At 44.2% G+C, this 20,410-nt stretch carries 18 protein-coding genes; 7 read left to right on the top strand and 11 right to left on the bottom strand.

The window, feature by feature from the left end:
- Positions 1-53: 53 nt before the first annotated feature.
- Positions 54-758, top strand: coding sequence for a pseudouridine synthase (locus AB8P72_RS00165; RefSeq protein ID WP_305935956.1), 705 nt, complete (start codon positions 54-56; stop codon positions 756-758).
- Positions 759-1,064: 306 nt separating this feature from the next.
- Complete coding sequence (locus AB8P72_RS00170) at positions 1,065-2,147, top strand: disulfide isomerase DsbC N-terminal domain-containing protein (protein ID WP_305935955.1); 1,083 nt, start codon at positions 1,065-1,067, stop codon at positions 2,145-2,147.
- 151 nt (positions 2,148-2,298) lie between these two features.
- Here AB8P72_RS00170 and AB8P72_RS00175 read toward each other — a convergent pair whose 3' ends face one another.
- Positions 2,299-2,952, bottom strand: a complete 654-nt coding sequence (locus AB8P72_RS00175; RefSeq protein WP_305935954.1) for a DUF2939 domain-containing protein — start codon at positions 2,950-2,952, stop codon at positions 2,299-2,301.
- Between the two features lie 418 nt (positions 2,953-3,370).
- Between AB8P72_RS00175 and dnaJ the strand changes: the two genes are divergently transcribed.
- From dnaJ to AB8P72_RS00190, 3 genes are all read left to right on the top strand, one after another.
- Positions 3,371-4,498: a molecular chaperone DnaJ gene (gene dnaJ, locus AB8P72_RS00180; RefSeq protein WP_201589898.1), complete on the top strand. Its 1,128-nt coding sequence runs from the start codon at positions 3,371-3,373 to the stop codon at positions 4,496-4,498.
- Between the two features lie 173 nt (positions 4,499-4,671).
- Complete coding sequence (gene dapB / locus AB8P72_RS00185; protein WP_144297327.1) at positions 4,672-5,502, top strand: 4-hydroxy-tetrahydrodipicolinate reductase; 831 nt, start codon at positions 4,672-4,674, stop codon at positions 5,500-5,502.
- Positions 5,503-5,584: 82 nt separating this feature from the next.
- Positions 5,585-6,496, top strand: a complete 912-nt coding sequence (locus AB8P72_RS00190) for a hypothetical protein (RefSeq protein ID WP_201589901.1) — start codon at positions 5,585-5,587, stop codon at positions 6,494-6,496.
- 106 nt (positions 6,497-6,602) lie between these two features.
- Here the strand turns inward: AB8P72_RS00190 and AB8P72_RS00195 are convergent, their stop codons facing one another.
- From AB8P72_RS00195 to erpA, 9 genes are all read right to left on the bottom strand, one after another.
- Entirely contained in the window at positions 6,603-7,778 is a 1,176-nt protein-coding gene (locus AB8P72_RS00195; RefSeq protein WP_191691813.1) for a type III PLP-dependent enzyme, read from the bottom strand.
- A gap of 160 nt (positions 7,779-7,938) precedes the next feature.
- Entirely contained in the window at positions 7,939-8,493 is a 555-nt protein-coding gene (def, locus tag AB8P72_RS00200; RefSeq protein WP_144297325.1) for a peptide deformylase, read from the bottom strand.
- A 219-nt stretch (positions 8,494-8,712) separates the two neighbouring features.
- On the bottom strand, positions 8,713-8,967 hold the full coding sequence (locus AB8P72_RS00205) for a GlsB/YeaQ/YmgE family stress response membrane protein (protein ID WP_068408390.1): 255 nt from the start codon (positions 8,965-8,967) through the stop codon (positions 8,713-8,715).
- 379 nt (positions 8,968-9,346) lie between these two features.
- On the bottom strand, positions 9,347-10,837 hold the full coding sequence (gene mpl / locus AB8P72_RS00210) for a UDP-N-acetylmuramate:L-alanyl-gamma-D-glutamyl-meso-diaminopimelate ligase (RefSeq protein WP_369957873.1): 1,491 nt from the start codon (positions 10,835-10,837) through the stop codon (positions 9,347-9,349).
- 196 nt (positions 10,838-11,033) lie between these two features.
- Entirely contained in the window at positions 11,034-11,666 is a 633-nt protein-coding gene (locus AB8P72_RS00215) for a copper resistance protein NlpE N-terminal domain-containing protein (RefSeq protein ID WP_369957874.1), read from the bottom strand.
- Between the two features lie 422 nt (positions 11,667-12,088).
- The gene (locus AB8P72_RS00220) at positions 12,089-12,601 is read right to left on the bottom strand and encodes a disulfide bond formation protein B (protein WP_201589908.1); all 513 of its coding nucleotides are present in this window, start codon (positions 12,599-12,601) and stop codon (positions 12,089-12,091) included.
- An 85-nt stretch (positions 12,602-12,686) separates the two neighbouring features.
- Positions 12,687-14,261: a glutamate--cysteine ligase gene (gshA, locus tag AB8P72_RS00225; RefSeq protein ID WP_369957876.1), complete on the bottom strand. Its 1,575-nt coding sequence runs from the start codon at positions 14,259-14,261 to the stop codon at positions 12,687-12,689.
- A gap of 295 nt (positions 14,262-14,556) precedes the next feature.
- Entirely contained in the window at positions 14,557-14,913 is a 357-nt protein-coding gene (locus AB8P72_RS00230) for a roadblock/LC7 domain-containing protein (RefSeq protein ID WP_201589912.1), read from the bottom strand.
- Positions 14,914-15,282: 369 nt separating this feature from the next.
- Positions 15,283-15,663 carry an iron-sulfur cluster insertion protein ErpA gene (erpA, locus tag AB8P72_RS00235; RefSeq protein ID WP_068407319.1) on the bottom strand — a complete coding sequence of 127 codons (381 nt, stop codon included), beginning with the start codon at positions 15,661-15,663 and terminating at the stop codon, positions 15,283-15,285.
- A 569-nt stretch (positions 15,664-16,232) separates the two neighbouring features.
- On the opposite strand from erpA, the gene AB8P72_RS00240 reads away from it, so the two are divergent.
- Entirely contained in the window at positions 16,233-18,302 is a 2,070-nt protein-coding gene (locus tag AB8P72_RS00240) for an ATP-binding cassette domain-containing protein (protein WP_369957877.1), read from the top strand.
- A 127-nt stretch (positions 18,303-18,429) separates the two neighbouring features.
- On the opposite strand, the gene AB8P72_RS00245 is transcribed toward AB8P72_RS00240, so the two are convergent.
- Positions 18,430-18,792, bottom strand: a complete 363-nt coding sequence (locus AB8P72_RS00245) for a septal ring lytic transglycosylase RlpA family protein (RefSeq protein ID WP_286796483.1) — start codon at positions 18,790-18,792, stop codon at positions 18,430-18,432.
- A gap of 461 nt (positions 18,793-19,253) precedes the next feature.
- Here AB8P72_RS00245 and AB8P72_RS00250 point away from each other — a divergent pair, with 461 nt between their 5' ends.
- On the top strand, positions 19,254-20,276 hold the full coding sequence (locus tag AB8P72_RS00250) for a DnaJ C-terminal domain-containing protein (RefSeq protein ID WP_201589919.1): 1,023 nt from the start codon (positions 19,254-19,256) through the stop codon (positions 20,274-20,276).
- Positions 20,277-20,410: the final 134 nt, after the last annotated feature.

The following is a 20,410-nucleotide window of genomic DNA, read 5'->3' on the forward strand; positions in this document are numbered from 1 at the left end:
TGGTTGGCTTTTAATACGAGGTTGGTAGTATAAAACGAATGGTAGTCAAGCGTATGCGTCTAGATAAATTTATAAGTAAAGCCACTGAGCTGTCGCGCAAAGAATCAAAGCGGATTTTGCACGCCGGTGAAGTGACGGTAAATGATGCGGTGGTCAAAGATCCAGGGCTGCATGTCAATATCGTCAACGATGAAGTACTGTGGGCGGGCGAGCCATTGTCGGTTGCGACTGGCAATCGCTATATCTTGCTCCACAAACCCGAAGGCTTTGAATGCTCTTTAAAAGCCAAAGAATATCCTATCGTTACCGAGCTAATCGCTGTACCTGAGCTTGGCAGCTTGCGTATTGCAGGACGCCTCGATGTCGATACCACGGGCGCCCTACTTATCAGTGACGATGGCAGCTGGTTGCACCGCGTGACCAGCCCTAAACATGAGCATGCCAAAATATACGAGCTCACATTAGCAAGTCCCATGGACAGCGACGCGCAAGCCAATGCCGTCAAAGAAGTGGCTGAAGGTATCTTGCTCGAAGGCGATCATGAAGAAACTAAGCCTGCTACCCTTGAGTTTATCGATGAAACCCATGCACGCTTGACCCTGGAGCAGGGTAAATACCATCAAGTAAAACGTATGATGGGCTATTTTGGTAATCGGGTCACCGAGCTGCATCGCGCCAGCATTGGTCATATTACCTTAGACGGTTTGGAGAAAGGTGACAGTCGTTTCTTAACGCCGGAAGAAGTCGCTAAATTCTAAAATTAGGCTCTGCTGCATCTTAAACAGTCATCAAAATTTTCTACAAAAAAGCAGCCACGAAAAAGTGCGCTGCTTTTTTAATGTCCACTGTTTACCGTTATACTCCTTGGCTACTGTCTGTGTTGCCTATCTCTTAAAGCTAAGTAGCAATTTTGCAAAATTGAGGCTTTTAAACTTTGCAAAAACTGCCCTTGTGCTAAAGTCTGCCTATCTTTTTTAATCTATATTTTTACATAATATAGTCAGCTTTATTAATAATGAGCATTTTTAAAGTATTGCTATTAAAAATCATTAGGACAGTCTTCTGTGAAATTCTCTCTGTTAAAATCCGCCAGCTTAATGAGTGTCATATTATTGACCACCACCGCTTGTGCGCAGCAAAGCGCCACTGACACTATCAAAAATAATGTCAACCAAGCGCCGCAAAATAGTGCAAGTATACAAAGTACGCAAGCGTCTAGCAGTGTGAGCAAAGCTGTCGATAGTCAATTACGCCAACTGCTGAGCCAAGCTGGTATCAAAACGCAAATCACTTCTATTGTGCCCTCTAAATTGCCCAATATGTATCAAGTGAATTTGGCAGGCCAGCCGCCGCTGCATATCACCAAAGAGGGCAAGTATGTCATCCAAGGCGAGCTACAAAAGAATCCAAGCAAACGCGTCGTCACAGAAACACCAGCGCGTAGCAGCAGCTTGCAAGTGGGCAAGCCCGTCAGTGCCAGCCTAAAATCTGACCTATTGGCAAATATGGGCGCGCTTAAAAACATGAGTACTAAAACGCCGTTCTTTTATACTGCCGTGCCGGGAATCATTTGGGGTGCGACGCTAGAAGGTGTGCCATTTCTATTATCAGACGATGGGCAATATATCACCGATGGTGAGATATCAGTGATTGAAAACGGTCAGTTTATCGGGCTTGATAGCAACTTTGAGCGCCTTAAAAATCAGTCGGTATTTGCAACCTTAGACCACAGCCAATTGATTACTTATCCTGCCACCAGCCCTGAGAAAGCGGTTATTTATGTCGCTAATGACGTCAATTGTCCTTATTGTCGCCGTCTCCATCAGCAGCTACCCATGCTCAATGCCAAAGGCGTGACGGTAAAAACCATCGGTTATCCAATCTATGAAAAGTCGCCTGAGCAGATGCGCGCTATCTGGTGTCAGGGCAGTGAGGACAGCCGCCGCACAGCTTTTGATAAAGCAATGCTACAAGGTAAAATGACGCCGGCACCAGCCAGCTGTAAAGCCGATTATGTAACGCCTAACCGTGAAAAATCAGCAGGGCTTGCGGTCATGGCAACGCCGGCTATTTACCGCGAAGACGGTGTCCTTTATCAAGCCAGCTTTGAGACCCCAGAGTTTTTAGAGTTCTTGGGTGTAGAATAAATGATTAGGAAGTTTGTTTATTAATAGCTCTGATTATTAAAAAATCTATAACATAGAAAGTAACCGTTAAAAACTGCCCTATGAGCGATGTCCATAGGGCAGTTTTTAATGGTGCTTAACGATTGATTCTATCCGTCTATCTCAGTGACAGCTATTGCGGCAAAACAATATCGACGATTTTCCAGTTTATCAAACCATCGCGCTGCATCTCAATAGTCAGCGGATAACCTTTCACCTGACCGCTAATGGTAAAGCAGTTAATCCCGCAATAAGCCAGTTTTGGCTTGTCACTATCCGTACCTTGCGCCGCTTGTTGCTCAAGCTCGGCCGCTTGCTTTTGCATGATTTGCTGCATTTGGTTTTTGACTACGGCATTGACGTCGCCGCGCTGAATGATTAAATTTTGAATCAGGTTTTTAAGATCGACTTGATTACTAGCAATCGCCCATGCTGCGGCAAGCTCCTTGGTCGCGGTATTGGCTTGACCTTGGGTGTTAATCAATTTTTCAATATTTTGCGGGGTAATAGCGCCATCGACCGCTTGAGTGATAAAACCATTGGCCGCTTCGGTTAATGGTGCGCCGCCAAGTTCGGCGACCAATGGGTATTTGGTCATGGTCACTGCAAACTGACTGGTCAGCTGATTTTGAATACTGGGTCGCACCTGCTCATAATCAATCGCCGCTGCGATCGTTGCACCATCTTTGGCATCATAGGCATTTTTAAGCTGATAAGCGCTGTAATAAGGCGAACCGCCATAAATAGCGACGGCAATGACAATCAACAAAACAATCAGCTTTTTCATAAAAATACGACCTTAGCGCAAATCTAATGGTTAAAAAATTAAAACAGTATTTATATATATCAATATTGCGCTAAATATTAGCATGCCTACATCTGATAAAGGTATGGAAACCTTTGTGCAATTCTTAATAAATCCTTTTTTAGGGCATCTACAGCCTCATAATTTATAATTTAGACGCCTCAGTGCTTGATAAATCCCGCCATCATCTCCATAAATAGCGCAAACTTTTAATAATTGATTTGGTTAAGCAGCATCCCGCCGTATTCGCTGGCAAGATTCATAAGTTATCCTCTTTTTGCAACCTATTTACCACGTTTCATGTGAAACCTTTAAGCGTTTGCGGGTAGTATAAAGGAGAAGATTGACTCGGGTTGATGAATCGGCCGACCGGTGGACTGTGAAGACGATAGGAGAGCCCATGAGTAAGCGCGATTTTTATGAAGTATTAGGTGTCAGTAAAACCGCCGACAGCAAGGAAATTAAGCGAGCTTACCGCAAGCTGGCCATGAAATACCATCCTGACCGCAATTCTGATGATCCTGATGCTGAAGACAAATTTAAAGAAGCGTCGATGGCTTATGAAGTATTGAGCGATGAAGACAAGCGCTCAGCCTATGATCGCATGGGGCACGCGGCGTTTGAAAACGGCATGGGCGGCGGCGGTTTTGGCGGCGGTGGCAACTTCCAAGATATCTTTGGCGATATTTTTGGCAACTTTGGTGATATTTTTGGCCAATCACGTGGCGGCGGTAGCCGTTCGCGCCGCGGTTCAGACTTACGCTATGTGATTGAGCTGACCTTAGAAGAAGCGGTGCGTGGCTGTAAAAAAGAAATCAGCTTTACGGCACCTGCGCCGTGTGATACCTGCGATGGTAAGGGTGCAAAAGACGCTTCTGATGTGGTCACTTGTCAGATGTGTCATGGTCAAGGCCAAGTGCGTATGCAGCAAGGCTTTTTTGCCGTGCAGCAGACGTGTCCGCAGTGTGGCGGCTCTGGTAAACAGATTAAAAACCCTTGCTCTGACTGTCATGGCAGCGGCGTAAAAGATAAATCGCGCACGCTTGAAGTGTCTATCCCAGCGGGCGTTGACGATGGTGACCGTGTCCGCCTAGCAGGTGAAGGCGAAGCGGGCGGCGCTGGCGTGCAAAACGGTGACTTATACGTTGAAGTACGTGTGAAACCGCACGACGTCTTTAACCGTCAAGGCGCTGACCTCTATATGGACGTGCCAGTGAGCATTACTGATGCGGCACTCGGTAAAGAAGTCGAAATCCCAACCCTAGACGGCAAAGTCAAAATCAAGGTCGCTGAAGGGACGCAAAGTGGCAAACTGCTGCGTGTGCGCGGTAAAGGTGTGACGCCAGTACGTACGACGATGAAGGGCGATTTGATTTGTCGTGTGGTCATCGAGACGCCAGTGAATCTAACGCGCGAGCAAAAAGACTTATTACGTCAATTCCAAGATACACTTGATGGTGACAGCAAGCATCAGCAGTCTCCCCATAAAAAGTCATTCTTTAAAAAGATTGGTGATTTGTTTGATTGATAGATAGATAGCTAAGCCCTACTGTTTAAGTCATTTTAAGGCCTATTGTTTCACGTGAAACGATAGGCCTTTTTGCTGATGCTATAAAAAACCATTTAACCATTATATTTGCTAAACTTATCCTCATAAATTTAATAACCAATCTATCGAAAATAAAACATTTAGGACAAGATATGAGTCAACAAACAGAAGAGCAAACTATTAACGTTGGTGTCATCGGTGCTGGCGGACGTATGGGACGTATGCTTATCGAAGCCGTACAGGACAACCCACAAACCACGCTAAATGCCGCGATTGAACGTCAAGGCTCAAGCCTTGTCGGCGCCGATGCTGGCGAAGTTGCAGCGATTGGCCGCCTAGAGGTACAAATTGTCGATGATTTAAAAGCCGTTATTAATGACATTGATGTGCTGATTGATTTTAGTTTGCCGGATGCGACCGAGCAAAATATGCAAATCTGCGCTGCGAATAAAGTTGCGATGGTGATTGGCACCACAGGTTTTAATGAGCAACAAGAGCAAGTATTAAAAGAAGCCAGTAAGCAAATCGCTATCGTCTATGCGGGTAATTATTCAACGGGCGTTAATTTGTCCTTAAAGCTGCTCGCTATGGCCGCAAAAGCCTTTGGCAATGATGCCGATGTAGAAGTTATCGAAGCCCATCATAAACACAAAATCGACGCACCATCGGGCACGGCTTATATGATGGCAGAGGCGGTTGCAGAAGCGCGCGGACAGAACTTAAAAGACGTTGCCATTTATGGCCGCGAAGGGCAAACGGGCGAGCGCGAAGCTGGCAGTATTGGCATTCATGCGATACGCGGCGGTGAAATCATCGGTGATCATACCGTAATGTTTATCGCTGACGGTGAAGTGGTTGAAATTACCCATCGTGCCCGAGCGCGCATGACCTTTGCCGCTGGTGCGGTACGTGCGGCAACTTGGGTGATTAAGCAAGAAGTTGGACAATATAACATGCAGGATGTTTTAGGGTTAAATGACTAAAGCCTAAAATATTAAGGTTTCTCATTGATGGTTTGGTAGCGGTTATTTATTGATAAAGCAGAATGACTGCTAGGAGTCAGACATGAATAAGTTTAGCGAACATCTAATAGCCTATTTTAGTCGTACGCTGGCTATGATAAAAGCTACCAAAATCATAAGTTATACGTGTCTGATAGCATTTACCTTAAGTTTAACGGTATTGCCAATCGTCGTACAAGCGGCCGCTTATCAAACTTATGTGATTCATACCTATGGTGGCGAGCGCTTATTACCAGCGGTGCGTCAAGAGTTAAGTAGCAGTCGCGATGGCGGTACGGTGTCGACTTATCAAGATAAGCTCGTATTACATACCACGGCTGCTAATTATCAAAAAGTACAGCAGTTACTTAGTCAGATTGACGGTCAACCGCAGGCGTTGACCGTTGCTGTGCGTGTCGGTAATAGTCGGCAATCCCAAGGTAATATCCAGCAAGGTCGGGTTGTTATTAGTAATCACGGTATTCAAGGTACTGGCGTAATCAACCAAAGTAATAGCCAACAACAAAGTAATAATTTATATCAAGTACAAACCTTGTCTGGCAGTGCAGCAAGCATCAGCACCGGCATGCTTTACTCATTAAACCAAAGCTATATTGCCAATAGCTATCCGACCTATAAACGTCTAGCGGGGCAAATTATTATTCAGCAGCAAGTATTATTGCCGACGACGCAAGGGATTACGGTGATGCCAAGGCTACTACCGAACGGGCAGGTCGAAGTAACATTATCCCAAGTAGAAGAACAGCTCGTGCGCGCTAATCCTTCTTATAATCGCTATGGCTATAATAATAGCGTGCAAGGGCAAATATTGAATAGCACCATTGTCGTCCCACGTGGGCAGTGGGTCAATATTGGACAAATCTCACAAAACAATCAAAGCCAAAGCTCAGGTTATGCCAGTAATAGGACGTTAAATAGCAGTAATAGCGTACCTATTTCATTATTGGTACAGTAGCTGATTATTAATGTTGTCGCGAAGCAAAAATAACAAAGCGCGGCACTGTGATAAGCAGTACCGCGCTTTGTTACTGTTACTGTTATTGATATTAATTGGTTAAAAATTAATCAATATAAACCACCTCTAATGGCGGAAAACCATTGAACTCGACCGACGAATACGAGTTGGTATAAGCACCCGTGGTTAACCAAAAGATTTTATCGCCAATCTCTAGCTCTTCTGGCAACTGATAACCCGCTTCTTCATACATGATGTCGGTTGAGTCACACGTTGGCCCTGCCAATACAACCGTGCCTTCGCTGGTTGAGGTTTCCATTTTAGGCGTATAGACAGGATACTTGATCGCTTCGCCTAGAGTCTCGATTAAGCCTTGGAATAAGCCCACATCGGTATATACCCAGCGGGTCAAATCCGTATCTGATTTACGCGAAATCAGCACCACATCGCTGACCAAGACACCCGAGCCGCCAACCAATGAACGACCAGGCTCAAGGATAATCTCTGGCATCTCATCTTCATTGTAGTCATCAGTCAAATAACTGGTAATCTCTTCTGCATAGACTTTGACCGGATTGACTTCGCTGATATAGTTCGCCGGAAAGCCGCCGCCCAAATTAATCATTTGCAGCTTAATACCTTCCTCATTTTTCATCCAGTCGAACATATATTTGACCTTGGCGAGCGCATCATCCCAAGCAGCCACGTCTTTTTGCTGGCTACCGACGTGGAACGAGATACCATACGGCACCAAGCCCAATTCGCGCGCTTGAATCAACAGGTCAATTGCCATATTTGGATGGCAACCAAATTTACGTGATAGCGGCCATTCAGCGGTTTCAGAGCCTTGTACTAAGATACGCACAAATACTTTTGAACCAGGCGCGTGCTTAGCGATATTTTTTAAATCCGCTTCAGAATCGGTTGCATACAAATCAATACCTTTTTCAAAGGCATATTTGACATGCTGCGCTTTTTTAATGGTGTTGCCATAAGAGATACGCGATGGCTCAACGCCGCAATCAAGCACCCGATCCAGCTCATAGATAGACGCACAGTCAAAGTTTGACCCAAGCTCAGCCAATAAGTTAATGACTTCAACCGCAGGACTTGCCTTCATAGCATAATGAATCTTCGCCTTTGGAAAAAAACCAACCATTTCCGCATATTTCGTTTTAATGCGGCTTAAGTCGACCACCAAAAACGGGGTTTCGCGACCTTCGGCAGCTTTGGTAAATTTCTGCCAGCCGGCAGGGTCAAAATATTGGTCAATTTTGATCATGGTCATGGTGGGGAAACCTTTAATGAAGACAGTGAATGTCGGAGAATAAAAATAGCAGAGAATTAAAACGTTAGGATATAAAAGCCAATTTTATCATCATAAAGCCATTATTTTTAACGATAATGATAGGACAACAAACGTGGCTTAAAATATAAATGTATTAAGAGTTGGTGGTTTGTGGCTGTTTATCCGCGATTTGCTCGCCCTGTTTTTCGCGTATTTTAAGCACTTTACGCACTTTATCACGCGCCCGCGTTTGTTTAAGACGCGATAAATAATCGACAAAGATGACGCCATTTAAATGATCCATTTCATGTTGGATACAGACGGCAAGTAAGCCTTCGACTTCTTCATCAATTTTATTGCCATTTTCATCCAAGGCCTCGATACGTACTTTGGTTGGACGTTCAACCTTATCATAGACTTCAGGCACCGACAAACAGCCCTCTTCGTACGGCTGCTTTTCTTCTACCAATGGCGTAACTTTCGGGTTAATAAATACCCTTGGGCTGTTTTTATCTTCCGATAAATCCATGACGATAAGCTGAATATGACGGTCGACTTGGCTTGCCGCCAAACCAATACCTTGGGCATCATACATCGTCTCAATCATATCGGCGATTAAGGTTTTGATTTCAGCCGTAACTTCCTTGACAGGCTTAGCAATCGTGCGTAAGCGCGGGTCGGGATAGCTTAAAATAGGGAGTAACGCCATAAGGCTCACCTCAATGATAAAGATAAAATAGGACTGATATTATAAGATAAATGGGGGCAAAAGTAATGCATATCAATAGCCAGTTTTTCTTAGGTAATAACATAAGCAAAACTTATAGCTCATAATCCACATAGAAAGTGCAGTCATTAAAAAAGGTCTTACGCTGGGTAAGACCTTTTTCATATGCTCTAATTTAATACGAGTAATGGCTTGCGCTTGTTATACGCGGCGTTTGTTCATAATCATCTCATAGATAAACAGTAAGATAATCGCACCGATTACTGAGAAGATAAGTCCGGTAAAGCCGCCATCAGCATTGATACCGATTAAGCCGGCGACAAAACCACCAAGCATCGCACCAACGATACCCAATACGATGGTCATAATCCAACCCATCGGGTCGTTGCCCGGTTTAATAGCGCGTGCCAATAAACCTGCGACCAAACCTACGATAATCATCCAAATAAAGCTCATTGTTATTCTCCTAATGTTTTTAATTTATATGGTTATTTATAATCTGTTACTTATTTGATGAACTCATTGTAATCATTAGCCACTATAAAAAGTAACGACGAAATGTTATCTGTGTACGGGCTATGTGAGAAAAAAGCCATATTTGCTATCAAGCAGATGAAATAGGTAAACGGCAGGTTAAAAAGGTAGTAAAGTCGCTAACGTAACAAAGTGTTGATTACTATCATGTGTAAATTATTCAAATAATTATATGGACTTATAAACGTTGAAGGAGCTATCTATAGGAAGGAAACTAGCTATAAAAAAAGCATAGCTCGTTTAACGAACTATGCTTTTAGAAACAATCAGTCTTTAATACGCTTGCTATATAAGTGGAGATTTATTTATTGCGCAGCGCGGTCAATAGACGCTGGTGAATCCCTTCAAAGCCGCCATTCGACATAATGACAATCGCATCGCCCGCTTGAGCGTTATTAATAATATACCTAATAATCGCCTCGGTACTAGACAATACTTGCTGGCTTGCGATATTGGGCTTGTTAGCTTTGGCATTATCAACGACGTCTTTTAGGCCCCATTCAAGTCCGGTTGGTTCATACCATAAAGTATGGTCGGCGAGGGCGGCGGATTCAGCCAAGCTGTCTTGGTGAATGCCCATTTTCATGGTGTTGCTGCGCGGCTCGATAATCGCCCAAATCCGTCTGTCTGCCAGTTTCTTTTTAGCGCCATCTAAGGTAGTCGTAATAGCGGTCGGATGATGGGCGAAATCATCAAATACCAAGATGTCGTTGACATCGCCAATCAGCTCCATACGACGTTTGATACCAGCGAAAGCGGATAATGCTGCGCAGGCGGTTTTAATATCGACACCAACATTATAAGCGGCGGCAACCGCAACTAGCGCATTATTGACGTTATGAATACCGCTCATCGACCAATCGACGATCGCTGTATGCTCATCGTTCCCTACAAAGCTGACGCTAAATTGACCGCCATCAGCGCTGATAAGTTCGGCTTGCCAGTCGTTAGTGTGCTGTAAATTCTGCTCGTCTTTTTTATGATCAACTGACTGTTTATCAATAACCGCCGTCCGCCAAACTGGCGTCCAAACACCTTTTGCTAAAGTCTCCTCTAAGCTAATGGTCGCCGCTGGCATAATGATTTTGCCGCTACTTGGAATCATGCGCACCATATGGTGAAACTGGGTTTGGATGGCGTTTAGGTCAGCGAAGATATCGGCATGGTCAAATTCAAGATTGTTTAAAATAGCGGTACGCGGGCGATAATGGACGAACTTTGAGCGTTTATCAAAAAACGCTGAATCGTATTCATCGGCCTCAATAACGAAGTAGCCGGTTTTTCCTCCACTGCCATCAGCGACTTTTTTAGCACCCAAATAGCTGCTATGGGCAAAGACTTGTTGCAGGTGTTCATCACTAGTATTAACCAAGGGCACGCCGCCAATCAAAAATCCTGTATCAATACCGGCATAATGTAATATCCACGCCAGCATGGTGGTCGTGGTGGTTTTACCATGCGTACCTGCCACGGCAATGACATGGCGCGATTGCAGCACTTGCTCGGATAAGAACTGCGGCCCTGAGGTGTAGCGCAGACCGCTATCGAGCATATATTCGATAACATCCATGCCACGCTTCATAGCGTTCCCAACCACTACCAAATCAGGCGCTGGCTGCAAATGTTCGACCAAATAACCTTCGGCAATGGTCACGCCCGCATTTTCAAGTTGGGTGGACATCGGCGGATAGACATTGGCGTCTGAGCCTGTGACAGTATGCCCAAGGCTGCGCGCCAGTAACGCTAGCGAGCCCATAAAAGTACCGCAAATACCAAGAATATGAATATGCATAGATGTTCCGTACACGCTTGAAAAAAGGGAATTGAGCTTGAATGTCAGCCAACAGTGATTAGTAGAGCTGGCAGTTCGGTAGGCAGCCCAATAATCAAAGCCTCATTGTAAAGTAAACACCATAAGATGACCAATAAAAAACGCCTAGTCGGTAGGCGTTGTGTGGACTCTCAATTTGGCTGAGGTAGGCAGTTATTTATTTACGAGAAAGGGTGTAGTCATCGTTAAGATTGGCATCAGTGTCCATCATAATCAAATGGTTGTCACTGATTTTATAGGTTTCGATGTTTTTTCTCTCATAAACGATGGTGATTTTATCGTCATCTTGGCGATAAACCCCTGATTCTAACAAAGGCGGAACGGTCGGCGCCGCATTATTAAAAACACTAGTTTTTAGCACAGAGCCATCAGCGAACAAATTTAAGGTAATCTCGATATTATCGCAAGAAGCGCACGGTACCACACCGCCATAATCGCCCATCAAGGTGGCTTGTAAGCTGCTGTCGCTACTGGCGGCCGAAATCATCGGCGCGCGGCGACTGTTATCACTTGAGTTTGCCGCTGCTATCAGTGATTGGCCTTCTGCATTATTTGTCTCATTCACTGCAGCGTCGGTCAGATTGTTTTGAACATCAATATCCTGCAAGTCAACAAGTGCCACCGTATTAGTAGTCTGAGCACCTTGCGTTGTTGTGTTATTGGCAGTCGTAGAAGATGAGGCGCTATCACAGCTCGTGAGTAGCAAACAGAGCGGCAGCGCTAGCAAGGAGCGCGTACAGCGTCTCATAGCGGTAATTGCAGCGGAGGAATAGGGTAAGATAGTAATCATAATGTTACCAAAAAACATTTTTTAATAGTGGGTTTAAGCCTTGTCAGTAGGATAACTAATTAAAGTCTTGGTAAAAGTTAAAGAAATTGTAAGGGACAATCTTAGCGCCAACAGGCAGTGCTTGCGACCCTCACTTCGTTAAATTATGTGATAGACCTCATGGTTTTGATAACACACTTCGCCATTTGGCTTTGGAAACACCAGCTATATACGTTTAAAGCGCAATTAAGACTACCGTTATTCCAATAGGGTAAATAAACACCTTGGATATATCAAAGTGTAAAAGTGACTAGAGCGTGTCGTTAATTAAACGCTATGGCTTTAACCGTGCTAAAAACGCCTGAAATATGAGCCAAAAAAATAACCGTCCATGCATTGATGCAGGACGGTTATTGGCTACTCATAAGGGTAGTAGAAGCAGGTTAGCGTGCAGGGCGCACGATACGCCATAAAATTAATACATGTACCAATATCAAAATGCTAAATAAAATCAAAGATTGCTCAGGGATACTCAAACCCATAAACGTCCACTCAATAGACGCGCATTCACCAGAGCCGGCAAATACTTCTTTTAATACTTGCTGCATCGGTAGGGTATCAAGCCAATAATCTAAGCCGGGTCCACATGAGGGCACTTGGTCGGCGGGCAAATGCTGTAGCCATACGTGCCGACCGGCAACTACTGCTGCCCAGCCAATACCTGCCAAACTGCCAAGCCACAATAGTAAGCGGACGATTTTTGATTTTGGGTCAAATATAGCGGCAATCAAAGCAAAGCCGCCCATAATCATCAGACCGATGCGCTGAAAGATACATAGCGGACAAGGCGAAAACCCCATATAACGCTGTAAGAAAAATAGCGCAAAGCTCATGCCGATCACGGCCATGATTACTAAAAACACTTGTAGATTACGGTAAGTGGTCAGCTGTCGCATGGGGCGAATACTCTTATAAAGTGCTCATTGATATAGGATAAAACTAACAAAAAGTAGACTGTTAAAAGGTCAAATTAATCAACCATTAACGGTACTGTTGTAAAAATTCCATAAAATCTTCGGTTTCGGCAGCTTCAAGCTCTGCCTGCTGCAAGATAGATTTTTCCGCCAGTACTTCATATTTGGCTTGGGTGTTTGGGCTCAACGTCTGCTGTAATATCGACTCACGATGCTGCTGCGCCAAAGTAAAGCCAAGCTGCCACAAGCTACCCAAACGTTCACTATCCGAGTTCACTTGTGCTGAGATGGTTGACTCAGGATGCCCCGCTTTACCTTGCATCAAGGCAACCGCTGTCCGATATTCATTACCCCCATAATGCGCGTCAAGCAGCTCTGCCAATGGCTGCATACGGCTTAAGTGCATAAGCATCCAGCTTTCAAGGGTTTGCTCATCACCATTATTAATGATTTGCAAGTTTTCGCGGCGACCTTCGTTGACCACGCGCTCGACATTAACCGCCAACGCTTCTTCTTCTGCTGGCATGAGCTCTGGCGAATCACTGAGCAGGCAGTATAATGCCATCACTTCTAAAAAGCAGGCGCTAGATAAACGAATGCCAATATCGCTATAAGGGTCAAGGTCGATAGCACGAAACTCAACGTAAGCGATACCGCGGCGCTCAAGCGCTTCGGTTGGGCTCTCGCCACTCATCGCGATTTGTTTGGGGCGAATCGGACTATAGTATTCATTTTCTATTTGTAGAATATGGTCATTGATTTGTATCGGATTACCGTCGGCATCGTCTAAGCCAAGTTTCTCAAAGCTTGCATGCGGGGTCTGAATCGCACGGCGCAGTCCTTTGATATACTCGGGCAAATTATTATAACGAATATCGAGATGTTCTTGCACGCTGTTGGTATAGCCAAGCTTGCCCATACGTAGGCTGGTCGCCGTCGGTCTATAGTAGGTTGAGTCATTGAGCAGCTCAAGATCATGGTCGATACCTGACACAAAGCACGGACAAACGCTAGGGCTTGCCCCTAATAAGTACAGTACCAAACTGGTCAGACGTTTAAAGTTACGAATCAATCCCAGATACTTGTCATTTTTAAATTCTGTCAGGGTCAAATCTTGCGCGTTTGGCCTTTGCGCTTGCCATGCGGCAAATAAATCATCGCCAAATGACAGGTTATAATGTAAACCAGCAATCGTCTGCATACGGCGACCATAACGGATACCAAGTCCACTACGATAGAGGGTTTTTAGCTTACCCGTATTAGAGCTGCCATAGTCTGCTAGCGGAATATCTTCATCTTTTGATGACAGCATACACGGCATTGACAATGGCCACATCAGCTCGCCTTCAGGCATACCTTGATAAACCAATAAATGCAATTGGCGCAGCATGGTTAGTGTTTCTTTTGGAGAAGTCTTTGGGTCAGTAATAAGTTCGAGCAGACTTTCAGAGTAATCGGTGGTGATAAATGGATGCGTGAGCTTGGAGCCAAGCTTGGCTGGATGTGGAGTTTGTGCCAAGTAGCCATCAGGTTTAACCCGCAGCCCTTCTTTTTCAATACCGCGCAGCATGCCGCTTAAATGCTTGCTATCAAACCAGTTTGGAATTTTAAAATCGACAAAGCTGCTCGCAAAATTACTCATAATAGTCATCTGTTGTTATTAGTTATGGTCGGTCGCCACGCAATCGCTGTGCAACCGAAAAAATGGGTTATAGAATCACGTCAGTTTAGCCCAAAGCCGCCCCAAAAACCACGTACAATTACAAATACAGTAAGCTTCACTGGCGCTCAAATAACGGTTATTTGACTTGTAAAGATGGCGGCTCCGCGCAGTTATTAACCAAATCTAATGGCTTAAAGTAAATACCTAGAAAACAAAAAAACATCTACTTATCAGGTAGATGCTTTAGATAACTCATTACTTAATATAAACAGGCTTACGAAAATTCTAGTTCAGTCTCAAAACCTTTTAGAATATGACGCGCCATGGCAAGGTTTGATTTTTGACGGTCAAGTACAAGGTATAAAAACAAGTTGTCATTACGTACTAATGGACGTAGCAAATGATACTGCTTGCTCAAAGTGATAAGAATGTCTTCGATGTTCTCATCTAAATTTAGCGCTGCTGCTACTTTGCGCTTAGAGCGTAGTACTTCGGTGTTGCCAGCCGCTGCTAGCTCAAGGTCAATACCAGAACCAAGAGTAGCCATTGCAAGACCAGATTCGCTGTCTACTAGGGCGGCGGCGATAAAGCCGTCAATGTCATTTAATGCGTCAAGTGATAACTTCGCCATGAGGGTATGCCTTAATAATTTGGGATAGAGGTAGGATTATTTTTTAGTGATTATTCTTTATGAGCAAAATCCTTTAATAAAAAATCTTCTCACAAAAATCTTTTAATAAAAGGCTCGCAAATAGTAGCGTTACAAAACATGTTAAGCGCTCACTAAAATACAGGATTAATTAGTCTAGCTACTCAAAAGAAGGCGGGATTTAAGCACATTCCTATAAAAAAACAATCGCAAACCGACTAAAGCCGCTTTTTACCAGACTATCGGTCAAAAACGACTTTTTCAGTTTACGATTGTATACTAAGTTTTATCCAAACGGACTGTATTGCTTGACTAGGCTACTTCTATAACGAAACTATTATCTCGACTTACTTAAAGTGAGAACGATGAACCGCAGCCGCAAGTCGTAGTGGCGTTTGGATTGGTGACAATAAAGCGTGCGCCCTCTAAGCCTTCGGTATAGTCGACGGTCGAGCCTTGCAAATATTGATAGCTTAGCGAATCGACGACTAAGGTCACATCGTCATTATCGAAATTGGCATCATCTTCATTGAGCTCATTGGCAAAGTTAAAGCCATAAGAGAAACCTGAACAGCCGCCGCCCGTCACATAGACACGCAGCATAAGATTGCTATCACCTTCTTCTTCACGTAGGCGACGTACTTTTTTTGCCGCGCTATCGGTCAGGTTTAAGGCGGTTGGGTCGACTGGTTGACTTGTACTTGGATTAAATTGATTGGCTGATTCGTTCATATCTACCTCAGTTGCTAAAATCAAATGATTTATTTTTTATTTCTGCGAGGTCGTCTATTTATACTGGATAGGGCGACTGATAAGTAGCGGCTGATAACGCCTAGGCTACGGTAAAATTTTTTATATTTGTTAAGGCATTTAGTAATGTAACATTTTAGCAATATAACTTAGCATTGAAATATTGTGGCATAGCGGTTTGGCGAATAGCACTGCGGCCGCTACTTAACTTTAAAGGCCCAATTTCAAATACCTAACTGCATGATGTCAATAGTGTTTTACTAGTATAACATAATTGGGGTGCTGATTGATTTGTCAAGGGTGACAGCAGGGTTTGCAACTATATAGTAGTTTTACATGTCAAATAGCGGTTTTAGTTACCAAATTTTTAATCGTTCGTAAGCTATTATGATAGCAAGTGGTTTTTAGCTGTATAAAGGGTTGAATTTAAAATAGTTATTTAATCGTTTGCCTATGCGCCAAGCGTTTGAAATAATAGCCGCCTGTAAACATGCCAGACGGATGTTTTTATTGCCTTATGTTTTATATTATTGTTGAGATGAAGAAATTATATGATCGAATTTAAAGACGTTGGCGTTCGCCGTGATGGTCGTGAGTTGTTTGCAGGGGCAAGCTTTCAGCTCCATCCGGGCCACAAAGTTGGCTTGACGGGCAATAACGGCACCGGTAAATCGACCTTGTTTGCCTTATTATTGACGCAAATGGGCACCGGCGATACCGAAGTGACGCTTGATAGAGGCGAAGTCAGCATTCCTGATAGCTGGCAGGTGGCGCACATGGCGCAGGAAGTCGGGGCGAGCACGCAGACGGCGATAGATTATGTGCTAAGCGGTGATGAGCAGTGGTATGAGATTAATGCGGCGTTAAATGATTTAAGCAGTGTCAGTGACGATCAGATTGGCGTTTTGCATCAGCAGTTTGATGAGATTGACGGCTATCGGACGCCGACCAAAGCGGCCCAAATCATGGCAGGTCTTGGTTTTAAGACCAGTCAGCATGAATTGCCCGTTGAAGGGTTCTCGGGTGGCTGGCGTATGCGTTTAAACCTTGCCAAAACCTTGATGAGCCGCGCCGATTTAATGCTCCTTGATGAGCCAACCAACCATTTGGATTTGGACGCCATTCTTTGGCTTGAGACTTGGATTAATGCTTATACCGGTTTGGTAATTGTTATCTCGCATGACCAAGCGTTTTTGGACGCCACCGTCGGTCATATCTTGCACGTCGAACAACAAAAAATCACCCTTTATACGGGTAATTATCAGCAGTTTATCCGTACCCGTCACGAGCGTATGGCGCAGCAGCAGCAAGCGTTTGAGAAGCAACAAGCGACCAAAGCCCATTTGGACGACTTTATTCGTCGTTTCCGTGCCAAGGCCAGTAAAGCCAAACAAGCGCAAAGCCGCATCAAGCAGCTTGAGCGCATGGCAGAGCTGTCGCCGATGATGGCGGACAATCCGTTCTCGTTTCGCTTTTATGAGCCGGCCAATATGAGCTCGCCGCTGATAGAAATGAGCAATGCTGATATCGGCTATAGCGAGACGCCGCTTTTGCATAATGCCAACGTCCAAGTAACGCCCGACACCCGCCTCGGTTTGTTGGGAATGAATGGCGCGGGTAAATCGACCTTGATTAAAGCCTTGGTTGGCGAAATTGGTATTTTATCAGGCAGCTATCGCGTCTCTGACACCTTAAAGCTTGGCTATTTTAATCAGCATCAAATGGATACTTTAGACGCCGCAGCGACACCGATGCAAATGCTGCGCCGCCTAGCAGGCAAAACCTCTGATGCCGAACTGCGCTCGTTCCTTGGTAGTTTTGACTTTCGCGGCGACCGTATCGATACAGCAAGTGAGCTATTCTCTGGTGGCGAGCGCGCGCGTTTGACTTTGGCATTAATCGTTTGGCAGCGTCCAAACGTGCTGGTTCTCGATGAGCCAACTAACCATTTAGACTTACAAATGCGTCAGGCTTTGACCATCGCCCTGCAAGGGTTTAAAGGGGCAGTGGTGCTGGTATCGCATGACCGTGAGCTGATTGCCAATGTCTGCGACGAGCTGTTTTTAGTGCATGACGGCCAAATCGACGAGTTCGATGGCGATATCAGCGACTACGGTAAATGGCTAGCAGAAAAGCGCAAACAAGAAAATGCCTCGGACAAAAATACCGGTAAGAAAAAGAACAAAAAAGACGATAAGAAATCTGTTTCACGTGAAACAGATACAGGTTCGGCAAACAGTCAAATAACCAAACCATCAACCAGCCAATCAGGCAACCAAGTGAGCAGTAAAGCGTCAACTGCACCTGCAAGTAATAAAGCCGCTCAGCCTTTGATTAGCAAAGAAGAGCAGCGCAAATTGGCCGCTGAGCAGCGTAAGCTCACCGCACCGATACGCCGTGAGATTGAAAATACAGAAAAAGCTTTGGCTGAAATTGATGAAAAATTGGCCATCTTAGAAACCAAGCTTGCCAATACTGAGTTGTACGAAGAAAGTCGCAAAGCTGATTTATTGCTGTTGTTAGATGAGCAAACTGCGCTCCAGCAGCAGCATAGCGACAATGAAGATAAGCTGTTGCTAGCGATGACAAATTTAGAAGAAATGGAAGCGCGTTTTCAATAAAAAATTGTCAAGGTAGGGTGACAGCGTGATTGTTTAAGCGCTTAATATAGTGACTGTAAATATAGGGACTATAAAAACTCGTCGATATAAAAAAAGGGAGAGCTCAGGCTCTCCCTTTTTTATGCCATTATTCCATACGGTATTTACCATCTCCATAAGACAGTATTTTCATAGTAGTTGTGCAAAGTTCGCAGTTTATTTGACCAGCAGCGGCTTTCGATAAATCCAATATACGACCTTTAATATAAGGTCCTCTATCGGTAATTTTTACGATCACGCTCTGCTTTGTCTTTTTGTTAGTCACTTGTACCTTCGTACCAAACGGCAGCGTTTTATGCGCGGCGGTGAGGGAGTTCATGTTGAAGATACTGCCACTTGCGGTACGTTTGCCATGGAACTTACTACCGTAATAACTGGTGTTGCCGGCAAAAGCGGTCATACTTAATAGCAGTGATAAAGTGATGACTAAAGACTTGATTAAATAAGACATTTAATACCTATTTCTTGTTGATGAGATAGACAGATACTCTTGCCTATGTTATCCATACTCCCTGCGAGTACAAATAATAAAGGCATTTTACAAGAAAGAGCTTGTTATACCCTTACAGGTATGTAAAAGAACTACTAAGGTCAAAAGGGCGCTGTTATGCCTGCAAATCTATGATTCACCATTGCTCAATCCTCTTAACCACTCTTTAATTTTGTTAACAATATCTCCATTATTACTTATAAATATAGCCTTTATACTTAAGGTAACTATTTATTTGTCTAACAGTTTGGGTTGGTATTGTTGGCGGTTTATTATTGTTATGATGATATGTAGATGACAATAACAATGATAACGACCAGACGTTATATGCGTTATATCGCTCTCATACAAACCGGTCCATCGTTTCGTTTATATTGGCATAGCAGTCTTATTCACAGGCTTTTATATTGAGGAAAAATAACATGGCAGAGAAAAATTACTATGACATTTTGGGCGTCAAAAAAGATGCCAGCGATGCTGAGATTAAAAAGAAATATCGTAAGCTGGTACGCCAATATCACCCTGACGTCAGTGATGATCCAGACGCTGATAATAAAATCGCGGAAATCAACAATGCTTATGAAACCCTCAGGGATAAAGACAAGCGCGCAGAATACGATGCCATGCTAGACAACCCTTTTGCCGGTGCAGGTGGCGCTGGTGGCTTTGGCGGTTTTGGTGGGCAATCTGCGGGCGCTGGCGGCCAAGGTGGTTTTCGCTGGGAAGACATCAAAGATCAGTTTGGTGAAGGTCAAGCTTATGGCAATGGCGGTTTTCGCTTCGATGATATCTTTTCAGCCTTTGGTCGCGGTTCGCGTGGACAAACTGGTGGCCGCTCACAAAGCAGCGGCTTTGAGCAGTTTGGCGGCGGTTTTGGCGCGCAAGACAGTCAAGGTCAAGACCAACATGCAGAGATTACCGTGGATTTGGCCTCGGTCTATAGCGGTGATGACTATAGCATCAAGTTAAATGTGCCCGTGCGTCAGGCGAATGGTAATGTCGATTATGAAAATAAAACCCTTAAAATCAAAATTCCTAAAGGCATCACCGATGGCAAGCAAATCCGCTTAGCAGGACAAGGAGCAGCTGGTATCGGCGGTGGTAAAAACGGCGATTTATTTTTAAAGATTAAAATCAGTCACGCTGATAATATCCGTATTGAAGGCGCCGATGTTTATCAAACCGTTAATATTGCGCCTTGGGAAGCGGCGCTCGGTGAAAAAATTACCGTTAATACTCCCGCCGGCTCGCTTGGAGTGACGATTCCTAAAAACAGCAAATCAGGTAGCAATTTACGCCTAAAAGGTAAAGGTATTCCTGCGAAGCAAGCGGGCAATCTATATTTGACCTTAAATATCGTCAATCCTGATGTCAGCAGCGAAGCGGCCATAAAGGCGTATGAACAGCTCAAAGAAGCGTTTGCTGATACCAATATCAGCCGTTAACGACGGGTATTAACGTCTGATATTAACAGCTATTATTAACGATTGGTGCTATCAGTTTTTAACTGTGATGAATCATGAATAATCGCCCTGTAATAGAGATAACGACCATACGATAAAATAAAGCGCAAACGAGG

Source organism: Psychrobacter sp. CLB018 (genome assembly GCF_041222815.1).
Taxonomy (GTDB): domain Bacteria; phylum Pseudomonadota; class Gammaproteobacteria; order Pseudomonadales; family Moraxellaceae; genus Psychrobacter; species Psychrobacter faecalis.

What these genes read in the sequence shown, in the direction of transcription:
- AB8P72_RS00175 (WP_305935954.1), bottom strand. Translation starts at nt 2,952, where the DNA reads ATGAAAAAGCTGATTGTTTTGTTGATTGTCATTGCCGTCGCTATTTAT.
- AB8P72_RS00215 (WP_369957874.1), bottom strand. Translation starts at nt 11,666, where the DNA reads ATGATTACTATCTTACCCTATTCCTCCGCTGCAATTACCGCTATGAGA.
- AB8P72_RS00195 (WP_191691813.1), bottom strand. Translation starts at nt 7,778, where the DNA reads ATGATCAAAATTGACCAATATTTTGACCCTGCCGGCTGGCAGAAATTT.
- AB8P72_RS00190 (WP_201589901.1), top strand. Translation starts at nt 5,585, where the DNA reads ATGAATAAGTTTAGCGAACATCTAATAGCCTATTTTAGTCGTACGCTG.
- AB8P72_RS00165 (WP_305935956.1), top strand. Translation starts at nt 54, where the DNA reads ATGCGTCTAGATAAATTTATAAGTAAAGCCACTGAGCTGTCGCGCAAA.
- AB8P72_RS00250 (WP_201589919.1), top strand. Translation starts at nt 19,254, where the DNA reads ATGGCAGAGAAAAATTACTATGACATTTTGGGCGTCAAAAAAGATGCC.
- erpA (WP_068407319.1), bottom strand. Translation starts at nt 15,663, where the DNA reads ATGAACGAATCAGCCAATCAATTTAATCCAAGTACAAGTCAACCAGTC.
- AB8P72_RS00245 (WP_286796483.1), bottom strand. Translation starts at nt 18,792, where the DNA reads ATGTCTTATTTAATCAAGTCTTTAGTCATCACTTTATCACTGCTATTA.
- dnaJ (WP_201589898.1), top strand. Translation starts at nt 3,371, where the DNA reads ATGAGTAAGCGCGATTTTTATGAAGTATTAGGTGTCAGTAAAACCGCC.
- AB8P72_RS00220 (WP_201589908.1), bottom strand. Translation starts at nt 12,601, where the DNA reads ATGCGACAGCTGACCACTTACCGTAATCTACAAGTGTTTTTAGTAATC.
- dapB (WP_144297327.1), top strand. Translation starts at nt 4,672, where the DNA reads ATGAGTCAACAAACAGAAGAGCAAACTATTAACGTTGGTGTCATCGGT.
- mpl (WP_369957873.1), bottom strand. Translation starts at nt 10,837, where the DNA reads ATGCATATTCATATTCTTGGTATTTGCGGTACTTTTATGGGCTCGCTA.
- def (WP_144297325.1), bottom strand. Translation starts at nt 8,493, where the DNA reads ATGGCGTTACTCCCTATTTTAAGCTATCCCGACCCGCGCTTACGCACG.
- AB8P72_RS00240 (WP_369957877.1), top strand. Translation starts at nt 16,233, where the DNA reads ATGATCGAATTTAAAGACGTTGGCGTTCGCCGTGATGGTCGTGAGTTG.
- AB8P72_RS00205 (WP_068408390.1), bottom strand. Translation starts at nt 8,967, where the DNA reads ATGAGCTTTATTTGGATGATTATCGTAGGTTTGGTCGCAGGTTTATTG.
- AB8P72_RS00230 (WP_201589912.1), bottom strand. Translation starts at nt 14,913, where the DNA reads ATGGCGAAGTTATCACTTGACGCATTAAATGACATTGACGGCTTTATC.
- gshA (WP_369957876.1), bottom strand. Translation starts at nt 14,261, where the DNA reads ATGAGTAATTTTGCGAGCAGCTTTGTCGATTTTAAAATTCCAAACTGG.